Annotated in this window: 8 protein-coding genes; 5 read left to right on the top strand and 3 right to left on the bottom strand. The window is 67.9% G+C overall.

The features are described 5' to 3' along the window. The 3 genes from ACXMYJ_RS01475 to ACXMYJ_RS01465 all read right to left on the bottom strand — a co-directional run. The coding region (locus tag ACXMYJ_RS01475; protein ID WP_460353503.1) for an HNH endonuclease signature motif containing protein at positions 1-1,141 on the bottom strand (1,141 nt) is incomplete at its 3' end. Between the two features lie 83 nt (positions 1,142-1,224). Next, a complete protein-coding gene (locus ACXMYJ_RS01470; RefSeq protein ID WP_260752556.1) occupies positions 1,225-1,554 on the bottom strand; it encodes a cupin domain-containing protein in 330 nt (109 codons plus the stop codon). A 40-nt stretch (positions 1,555-1,594) separates the two neighbouring features. Beyond that, the gene (locus ACXMYJ_RS01465) at positions 1,595-2,428 is read right to left on the bottom strand and encodes a hypothetical protein (RefSeq protein ID WP_460353499.1); all 834 of its coding nucleotides are present in this window, start codon (positions 2,426-2,428) and stop codon (positions 1,595-1,597) included. Between the two features lie 312 nt (positions 2,429-2,740). Between ACXMYJ_RS01465 and ACXMYJ_RS01460 the strand changes: the two genes are divergently transcribed. From ACXMYJ_RS01460 to katG, 5 genes are all read left to right on the top strand, one after another. Then, positions 2,741-4,978, top strand: coding sequence for an NADP-dependent isocitrate dehydrogenase (locus ACXMYJ_RS01460; RefSeq protein WP_443188666.1), 2,238 nt, complete (start codon positions 2,741-2,743; stop codon positions 4,976-4,978). A gap of 99 nt (positions 4,979-5,077) precedes the next feature. Further along, positions 5,078-6,178 carry a hypothetical protein gene (locus tag ACXMYJ_RS01455; protein ID WP_460353496.1) on the top strand — a complete coding sequence of 367 codons (1,101 nt, stop codon included), beginning with the start codon at positions 5,078-5,080 and terminating at the stop codon, positions 6,176-6,178. 52 nt (positions 6,179-6,230) lie between these two features. Next, positions 6,231-7,526, top strand: a complete 1,296-nt coding sequence (locus tag ACXMYJ_RS01450) for an acyltransferase family protein (protein WP_460353494.1) — start codon at positions 6,231-6,233, stop codon at positions 7,524-7,526. Between the two features lie 109 nt (positions 7,527-7,635). Then, positions 7,636-8,070, top strand: coding sequence for a Fur family transcriptional regulator (locus ACXMYJ_RS01445; RefSeq protein ID WP_260752565.1), 435 nt, complete (start codon positions 7,636-7,638; stop codon positions 8,068-8,070). Positions 8,071-8,095: 25 nt separating this feature from the next. After that, a complete protein-coding gene (gene katG, locus ACXMYJ_RS01440; protein WP_460353492.1) occupies positions 8,096-10,336 on the top strand; it encodes a catalase/peroxidase HPI in 2,241 nt (746 codons plus the stop codon). Positions 10,337-10,341 lie beyond the last annotated feature (5 nt).

Genomic DNA, 10,341 nt, shown 5'->3' with positions numbered 1-10,341 from the left:
CGTAGGGGTACGGCACGACGTGGTCGATGTCGCAACGCTCGGCGGGAACACCGCATCCCGGGAAGCGGCAGAACACATCGCGGGCGCGGATGAACGCGGCCAGCTTCGCCGAGGGCTGGTAGTGCGGCTCGGGATCGGGGCCAGGCAGCCACAACGGCTTGATCAACGCTCCCGAGCGGATGGCCTCTGCCAACGCCACGACCGGCAGGACCTGAGCCCCCGCAAGCAACGCCACCCCGGAATCGGTGACGCAGCAATCGAGCTCAGGCTCAGGCTCGGATTCGGGCTCGGCTGTGGTGTTCTGTTGTTCGCGGTCTTCGGCGGCGATCAACTGCTTTGCGGCATCGACGGCCGCCTTGTCGGCGATCACGTGAATCACCACCGGTGATTTCGCCGGAGCGCTGGCCGGGCATGCCGAAGATCCGCACCGGCACCGCAGGTGGTCTTCGCCCCGACCGATCGCGCCCATGGCATCGGAGCGCCGCTCGCCGATGGAACGCGGATCCGCGTCACACAAACCGTTGACCAGTCGGGCAATCCGCGCCTGGTACGCCGCGGCGTCCGGCGCCAACAACAACCCCCACAACGACGTGACCGCGTCGGGGTCCTCATGTGCCCCGATCTGCACATCCCGCTGCTTGAGGGCTTCCTTGGCGCGGCGTACCGCGTCGGGGTCGTGGCGCTCGATCACGGCGTTGATCTGCTTGACCAGTTTCTCCTCCGACAGCGGTCCCCACGTCTGGGCCTTGGCTGCCAGCGCCGCGTCAACCACGGCGATGATGTCGTCGGTGACCAGATGGGTGCGCCAGGTGATCTCCGAAATCAACCGGGCGCTCAGGCGCCCCTGCAGGTACAGGGCCGCAATCTTGGGCAGCCGGTAACGCAGCGCCGTCGCAATGCACATCTGAGCCGAGGCGCGCTGCTGGCTGATCGACAGCGCGGCCCCGACCTGGCAGGCGGCGTTCTTCCACGGATCGAAAGCCCACATGCCTCGTTCGTCATCCTCATCGACCGTCAGATTCACCAACTCGGCGATCGCGGCCATCTTGCGCGCCCCGGCCCGGGCTTCCTCGCGGGCAGCCTGTTCGATCGCAGCGAGCAGGGCCGGCTCATCCCACCCCGCATACAATCTGTCGAACATGTGTTCGATTATACCTGGCCCCACCGACCGGCCAGTGCACCAATTTCCTCCGGCGCCCGCCCCCGCTGACCGGCCATGAACGACTAGGGCAGCTTCGCGACGGTCAGCAGCAGGGCCGCCTCCGTGAGCGCCACCAGCGAGTGTCGGGCGTCGGGGATGAACAGCATGTCGCCGGTGCGCGCGTCCCACTGCTGATCGCCACACACCAGCCGCACGGAACCCTTGAGCACATACAGTGAGGCCTCGCCGGGGTTCTCGTGCTCGCCGAGTTCGGCGCCCGCCGGCATCCCGATCACCGTCTGCCGCAGCACCCGTTCGTGGCCGCCCACCACGGTGTCGGCGGCGTTGCGACCGGTGGACGTCGCCTTCTCCAGCTGCTGACGGGCCAGCGCTTCGATCGACACCTTCTGCATGCCTGCCATTTGATCCGTGAAGTGTCGCAGCGTCAACCCATCAGAACGGTCGCACGCTCTGCACACTGACGACCGCGCCGTGCCCGGTCTTGTCGTTGGTGAAGCGCAGCCCCGCCGGGGTCGTCACGATGGTCCAGCCGAGTGCGCGATATGTCTTGTCCGCCAACGTCATCAGCGCCGCAGCGCCGAGGTTGCCGTCCACCCACGATCCGGTGCCGTCGGTGTTGATGCGCACGCCGTGGTAGGGCCCACTGCCGTCGACGTGCTGCTGCCAGTTGGATCCGTCGGTCTCACATCCGATGAACGTCGTCTCGACGATGCACTGCGGGTCACCGGCGGCGGTCTGCACGACGACGTAGCCGTACTGATTCGGGGGGATTGTCTCGACATCGCCGGACGGCAGTGCGGCGGGGGCGTCGACGGTGGCGCGGGCGAGGCCCGTCGCCTGGTACGACGCGACGGTGAAGCCGAAGTTCTTCAGAGGTTCCAGGTCGGACACCTCGCCGGACGGCGTCCAGATCGCCAGCGGTTTCCCGTCGACCACCGTTTCGGCGATGTGGGTGGACGGCTGCCACGACAGCATGGAGTCCATCGACGGCTCGGACTCGAAATGGTCGAAGTTCACCACGCCGTCGCCGTCTTTGGGCACGCAGGTGGCGCCTTTGACGGTGTGACGGGTCCCGGAGTCGGTGCCGGCGTCGTCGCGGCACACCGCGTCCTGCCACTCGGCCAACGAGCCTGTCACCGACTGCGCGGGCGTCACCGCCGCCGCGTTTGCCGCACCCTCGGGTGCGGGCGGCGAGGAACAGCCGGCCGCGAGCAGCGCCGTCCCCAGCGCCGCAGCACCCCAGCCCGCCCGCGTGGTCAATGACATGTCCGGCCTCTTTCGCCCATCCGTTTGCTCGATCGGCGTGAATCTAACGGTGGGCGCACCCTGCCCCCATTGAAATTGCCGGTGCCGTCACCAACCGTGATGGTGCTGTGCCGGAACTGTTCTCTTGGACGGGGGTGAGGCTCCCCAAGCGGGCCCCGTCCCACCGCCCCCCGGGCAAGAGGTGGACAGCTGGGACAGCTGATGCCGGGGCCGCAGATCGCGACTCCTACAGATCCCCGGGACGCAGTGGTTCGATAGGCTTCGCCGGAAGGGTGCCTTCGAAACTGACCGAAACTGACGCGGGAGACCACAATGAGCGCCGAGCAGCCGTCCATCATCTATACGTTGACCGACGAGGCGCCGCTGCTTGCGACCTATGCATTCCTGCCGGTGGTGCGCACCTTCGCCTCCGCGGCGGGCATCGACGTCAAGTCCACCGACATCTCGGTCGCGGCACGCATCCTGGCCGAGTTCAGCGACCTGCTGCCCGACGACCAGAAGGTGCCCGACAATCTGGCCGAGCTCGGCGAGCTGACCCAGCTGCCCGAGACCAACATCATCAAGCTGCCCAACATCAGCGCGTCGGTGCCCCAACTGCTGGCCGCGATCAAGGAACTCCGGGCCAAGGGCTACGAGCTGCCCGACTACCCGGGCGACCCGAAGACCGACGAAGAGAAGGCGATCAAGGAGCGCTACGCCAAAGTGCTCGGCAGTGCCGTCAACCCAGTTCTGCGCCAAGGCAACTCGGACCGTCGCGCACCGAAGGCGGTCAAAGAGTACGCCCGCAAGCACCCGCACAGCATGGGGGAGTGGTCCCAGGCGTCGCGCACGCATGTCGCGACGATGAAGACCGGCGACTTCTACCACGGTGAGAAGTCGATGACCATCGACAAGGACCGCAAGGTCAAGATGGTGCTGACCACCAAAGGCGGTGAGACCCTCGTCTTGAAGCCCGAGGTGGCCCTCGAGGCGGGCGATGTCATCGACAGCATGTTCATGAGCAAGAAGGCGCTGATCGCCTTCTACGAGGAGCAGATCGAGGACGCCTACAAGACCGGCGTCATGTTCTCCCTGCACGTCAAGGCGACCATGATGAAGGTCAGCCACCCCATCGTGTTCGGCCACGCGGTCAAGGTGTTCTACAAGGACGCCTTCGCCAAGCACCAGAAGCTCTTCGACGAGCTCGGTGTCAACGTCAACAACGGTATGTCCGATCTCTACGACAAGATCGAGTCGCTGCCGGCCTCGCAGCGCGAGGAGATCATCGAAGACATCCACCGCTGCCACGAGCACCGCCCCGAGCTGGCGATGGTCGACTCGGCCCGCGGCATCACCAACTTCCACTCGCCCAGCGACGTGATCGTCGACGCGTCGATGCCGGCGATGATCCGGCTCGGCGGCAAGATGTACGGCGCCGACGGCCGCACCAAGGACACCAAGGCCGTCAACCCGGAGTCCACGTTCTCCCGCATTTACCAGGAGATCATCAACTTCTGCAAGACGCACGGCCAGTTCGATCCGCGCACGATGGGCACCGTGCCCAACGTCGGGCTGATGGCCATGAAGGCCGAGGAGTACGGCTCTCACGACAAGACGTTCGAGATCCCCGAGGACGGGGTGGCCGACATCGTGGACATCGACACCGGCGAGGTGCTGCTGACCCAGAACGTCGAAGAGGGCGACATCTGGCGCATGCCGATCGTCAAGGATGTCGCGATCCGCGACTGGGTGAAGCTGGCGGTGACCCGCGCCCGGCTGTCCGGCATGCCCGCCGTGTTCTGGCTCGACACCGAGCGCCCGCACGAGGTCGAGCTTCGCAAGAAGGTCAAGACCTACCTCAAGGATCACGACACCGAGGGCCTGCAGATCCAGATCATGCCGCAGGTGTGGGCGATGCGGTACACGATCGAACGGGTGATCCGAGGCGAGGACACCATCGCGGTAACGGGCAACATTCTGCGCGACTACCTCACTGATCTGTTCCCCATCCTGGAGCTCGGCACCAGCGCCAAGATGTTGTCGATCGTGCCGTTGATGGCCGGCGGCGGGATGTATGAGACCGGCGCGGGCGGGTCCGCCCCCAAGCACGTGAGCCAGCTGCTGGAGGAGAACCACCTGCGCTGGGATTCGCTCGGCGAGTTCCTGGCCTTGGGCGCCTCCTTCGAGGACATGGGCGCCAAGGCGGGCAACAAGAAGGCCGAACTGCTGGGCAAAACGCTGGACTCGGCGATCGGCAAGCTGCTCGACAACAACAAGAGCCCGTCGCGCAAGGCCGGGGAGCTCGACAACCGCGGCAGCCAGTTCTACCTCGCGATGTACTGGGCCCAGGAACTCGCCGACCAGACCGAGGACAAGGAGCTCGCCGAGCACTTCGCGCCGCTGGCCAAGACGCTGGCCGACCAGGAGTCCACCATCGTCGAGGAACTCAACGCGGTCCAGGGCGAGCCGGCCGACATCGGCGGCTACTACTACCCGGACCCGGAGAAGACGACCAAGGTCATGCGTCCCAGCCCCACCTTCAACGAAGCGCTGGAGGCGGCACGTAGCTGACAGGGCCGACACGCCGTGAACCACGCTTGTGGCGTGCGTAACATCTCCGGTTGACCTGCCGATAAAGAGCCATCAACCGGCAACCGTCTGGGGGTAGTCATGCACGTGGTACTGGGTTTGTCACTGTCGTCGACGAGCGCTGTGTGGGTGCTCGTCGACACCCGGGACGGCAGCATCCTCGCCGACGAGGTGGTCGCGCTCGACCGTTCCGACGAGATTGCCAGCGCGGCGGCGCGCAGCGTCCAGTCGTTCTCGTTGCGCAGTGACCGCGACATCGACGCCGTCCGGCTGGTGTGGGATGACGACGACCCGGTGGCGCGCAAGCACGGCATCCGGTTGCGGACCAAGCTACGGCTGTTCGGTTTCGACAACATCGAAGCCGTCACCGAGGAGGCGGCGCGCGAGGGCAGGAACCGCACCGCCCGCCACATCGCGCCCCACATGGTGCTCGCGTACGGTGCCGCCCGTGCCGCCGCGAACGACGACGACACCGGTGTGCTGCGCCGCATCGCGGACAAGTTGCCGCACCGGGAGCCGGCCGGCATGCCCGTCATGCCGTCGATCGTCGAGCGGGTCGGCGACCGCGCCCGCGCCGCCGTCGCCGCGATCCCGGGCGGTGTCGCGGGCCGCGCGGCCGCGGCTGCCTTGGTGGCGATGGTCGGCGGGCTGGTCGGCTACGCGCTGCTGAGCACGGGCACCCCGTCGCACGAGACGCCCGACACCGTCGCCGCCGAAGCGGTGTTGCCGGCTCCGCCGGCTGCAGTGGTGTTGCCGGCTCCGGCAGCGGTGCCCGCGGTGCCGGAGGCAGCGCCGCCGGTCGTGGCGGCCGCGCCGGCGCCGGTTCCGGTCCCGGAGGCGCCCGTCGAGCTCGAGCCCGAGTACGCCTGGGTGCCCGAGCCGGTCGCCGCCGACGAGGTCACCGTGACACCCGACGTGCCCGACGCTCTGGCCGCCGAAGTGCCCACACCGACGTCCATGCCGACCGTGCACGCAATCAATCCCGCCGCACCTCAGCCGGTTTCGACGATGATCGGCGTTCCGCACCTGTCCGGCGCCGGGCCGGTAACCGGCCCCGCGCAGGCGGTGGCCGCGCCTGTGGTCCCGGCAGCGCCCGTCACGACCGCGCCGGTGCCGGCTGCACCGCCCGCACCGCCGGCGCCCGCCGGTCCGCTGGGCGCGTTGTTCCGCGCGCTGCCCTGACGCCGGTAGAACTACTCATGCCCGGGCGGGCGTCGGCGGGCATGCTGAACGCATGACCCAGACGCCTCCGCGTGACCGTGCCCTCGACGTGGCGCGGCTGGGCTCGCTGCTGGTGGTCATGTTCGGGCACTGCGCGCTGTTGCTCGCCACCATCGACGCGTCCGGCGTGCGGATCGGCAATCTGATCGGCGAAGTGCCCGCCGTGGCGCCACTGACCTGGTTGGCGCAGGTGATGCCGCTGTTCTTCCTCGCCGGCGGCGCCGCGGCCGCGTACGACTGTCGCAGCGGGACGCCGTGGGGAGCCTGGGTGTTCGCCCGCGCGCTGCGGCTGTATCGGCCTGTCTTCTGGTATCTCGGGGCCTGGTGCGCCGGCCTGCTCGTCGCGCGGCTGGTGTTCGGCGCCGGCTCGGCGGCCCGGCTGGGCGGCGAGAGCGTTGCGCTGTTGTGGTTCCTCGGCGTGTACGTGGTCGCGCTGGCCTTCGTGCCGGTGTTGATGCGCCTGCGCGACGGGCGCGCGGTGGCGTTCACCGTGGCCGGACTGACCGCGGCCGCGGCGGTGATGGACGCGGTGCGGCTGTCCACCGGTGAGGCGGGGGCCGGGGTGCTCAACTTCCTGTTCGTCTGGTTGATCCCGGTGGCCATCGGTGTCGGCTACGCCCGCGGTCTGGTGACGCGCCGCGTCGCCGTCGTCGTGGGCGTCGCGGCGCTGTCGGCACAGCTGGCCCTCGTCGGGTACGGGCCGTACGAGACATCGCTCGTCGTCACCGGCGCCGAGGATCTTTCCAATGTCGCGCCGCCCACGCTGGTGCTCGCGCTGCACTGCATCTGGATGTCGTGCGCGTTCGTCTGCGCCGCCACGCCCCTGCGGCGCTGGGCCGCCCGTCCCCGCGTGTGGCGCGTCGTGTCCGCGGGCAACGCGGGCGCGATGACGCTGTATCTCTGGCACATCGTGGCCATCGCGATTGCCGCGTTCGGATTGCACGCCGCAGGCCTCGACGCCTACGACGCGGCGGCGCCGGGATTCTGGGGCCGGCTCGCGCTGAGGGGCGTCGTGTTCGCCGCGGTGATGTTCGGGCTCTTCCGGCTGCTGACACCGTTGGAGCGCCGGCCGCTGCCCGGGTGGGACCGGCCGGTGGGGGCGGTCGGCACCCGCGTCGCGATGGCCGGCGCGCTGACGTGCCTGTCGGCGGTCGCACTGGTGGTGACCGCGAAATTCGGGCTGGGCACCGCAGCGGGTTGGTCCGCGCTGGGCGCCTTCCTGGCGCTCGCCGCGACGGCCAGGCTGTGTGCGACCGTGCCGGGCGTGCCCAGTGTCCCGCCGGCACGGACAGTGCTCGGCTCGCCCTGACCAACAATCTGAGTTCGCGTCGTGGATGTGCGGGACAGAACGCGAATGCCTGTCCCAAGTTCTCCGGAAAACTTGATTTAATCCAAAAAGCAGACAAGTATCGGTACCGATGACCGACCAACCCGACTACTCGACGGTGCTCAGGTCGGCGGCGTTACGTGTCACGCGGCCGCGGATGGCGGTATTACACGCTGTCGGAGAGCATCCCCACGCCGACACCGAACTCATCATCAACGCGACCCGCGAACTACTTCCCGATGTGTCGCGCCAGACCGTTTACGACGCGCTGAACGCCCTTGCCGCAACAGGATTGGTGCGACGAATCCAGCCGGCCGGCTCGCTGGCCCGGTACGAGGCCCGCGTCGGCGACAACCACCACCACGTCGTGTGCCGATCCTGCGGAGTGATCGCCGACGTGGACTGCGCGGTTGGTGACGCCCCCTGTCTGACCGCATCGGACGATCTCGGCTTCGAGGTCGACGAGGCAGAGGTCATCTACTGGGGCATCTGCCCCGACTGTTCGACAGCCCCATCCCCGCAATGATGTACGGATTACGAAAGGGAACACTGTGACCGATACCTCCGACGCCCGCCCCCCGCGCCCCGGCACCGACATCCACGGCCACAGCGAGAGCGAAAACCCGGTGATTCACTCGCCGGAGCCCAAAGTCCATGCACCGCTGACGAACAAGGACTGGTGGCCCCAGCAGGTCGACGTCTCGGTGCTGCACAAGCAGAACGAGAAGGGCAACCCGCTCGGCGAGGACTTCGACTACGCGACCGAGTTCGCCAAGCTCGATGTCGAGGCGTTCAAGCGTGACGTCATCGACCTGATCAACACCTCGCAGGACTGGTGGCCCGCCGACTACGGCAGCTACGCGGGACTGTTCATCCGCATGAGCTGGCACGCCGCCGGCACCTACCGCATCTTCGACGGACGCGGTGGCGCGGGCCAGGGCTCCCAGCGGTTCGCGCCGCTCAACAGCTGGCCGGACAACGCCAACCTGGACAAGGCACGCCGGCTGCTGTGGCCCATCAAGCGCAAGTACGGCAACAAGATCTCCTGGGCCGACCTCATCGCGTACGCCGGCAACGCCGCGCTGGAGTCGGCGGGTTTCCAGACCTTCGGCTTCGCGTTCGGCCGCGAGGACATCTGGGAGCCCGAGGAGATGCTGTGGGGCCAGGAGGACACCTGGCTGGGCACCGACAAGCGCTACGGTGGCACCAACGACAGCGACCGCAAGCTCGCCGAGCCCTTCGGGGCCACCACGATGGGTCTGATCTACGTCAATCCCGAAGGACCCGAAGGCAAGCCGGATCCGCTGGCGGCCGCGCACGACATCCGCGAGACGTTCGGCCGGATGGCGATGAACGACGAGGAGACCGCTGCGCTGATCGTCGGCGGCCACACCCTGGGCAAGACCCACGGCGCGGCCGATGTGAACGTCGGTCCCGAACCGGAGGGCGCACCGATCGAGGAGCAGGGCCTGGGCTGGAAGTGCCCGTTCGGCACCGGCAACGCCGGCGACACCGTCACCAGCGGTCTTGAGGTCGTGTGGACCACCACGCCCACCAAGTGGAGCAACGCCTACCTGGAGCTGTTGTACGGCTACGAGTGGGAGCTGACCAAGAGCCCGGCCGGCGCCTGGCAGTTCGAGGCCAAGGACGCCGAGGCGATCATCCCGGATCCGTTCGGCGGCCCGCCGCGCAAGCCCACCATGTTGGTCACCGACGTCTCGATGCGGGTCGATCCGATCTACGGACAGATCACCCGGCGCTGGCTCGACCATCCCGAGGAGATGAACGCGGCGTTCGCCAGGGCGTGGTACAAGCTCATGCACCGCGACATGGGCCCGGTCAGCCGCTACCTGGGACCGTGGGTGGCCGAGGCGCAGCTCTGGCAGGACCCGGTGCCCGCCGTCGATCACGAACTGATCGACGAATCGGACATTGCGGCGCTGAAGAACTCTGTGCTGCAGTCGGGTCTGTCAGTGCCCCAGCTCGTGAAGACGGCCTGGGCGTCGGCGTCGAGCTTCCGTGGGACCGACAAGCGCGGCGGCGCCAACGGTGCCCGTCTGCGCCTTGAGCCGCAACGCAATTGGGAAGCCAACGAGCCGTCCGAACTCAACAAGGTGCTGCCGGTGCTGGAGAAGATCCAGCAGGACTTCAACGCGTCGGCGACCGGCGGCAAGAAGGTCTCCCTGGCCGACCTGATCGTGCTGGCGGGTTCGGCGGCGGTCGAGAAGGCCGCCAAGGACGGCGGTTACGAGATCTCGGTGCACTTCGCGCCCGGCCGCACCGACGCCTCGCAGGAGCAGACGGACGTGGACTCGTTCGCGGTGCTCGAACCGCAGGCGGACGGCTTCCGTAACTACGCGAAGCCGGGAGAGAAGGCCCCGCTCGAGCAGCTGCTGGTCGACAAGGCGTACTTCCTCGACCTGACCGCTCCCGAGATGACGGCCCTGATCGGCGGTCTGCGCACGCTGAACGCCAATCACGGCGGCAGCAAGCACGGTGTGTTCACCGACCGGCCCGGCGTCCTCAGCACGGATTTCTTCGTGAACCTGCTGGACATGGGCACGGAGTGGAAGCCGTCGGTGGCCACCGAGAACGTCTATGAAGGCAAGGACCGGGCCACCGGCCAGCCGAAGTGGACCGCGACGGCGGCCGACCTGGTGTTCGGCTCGAACTCCGTGCTGCGCGCGCTGGCCGAGGTGTACGCCCAGGACGACAACAAGGGCAAGTTCGTCGAGGACTTCGTCGCCGCTTGGGTCAAGGTGATGAACAACGACCGCTTCGACCTGCGCTGACCCCC

The sequence above is a fragment of the Mycobacterium sp. ZZG genome (assembly GCF_054786995.1).
The sequence above is the reverse complement of the archived record's forward strand: the minus strand, read 5'-3'. Positions and strand labels throughout refer to the sequence as shown.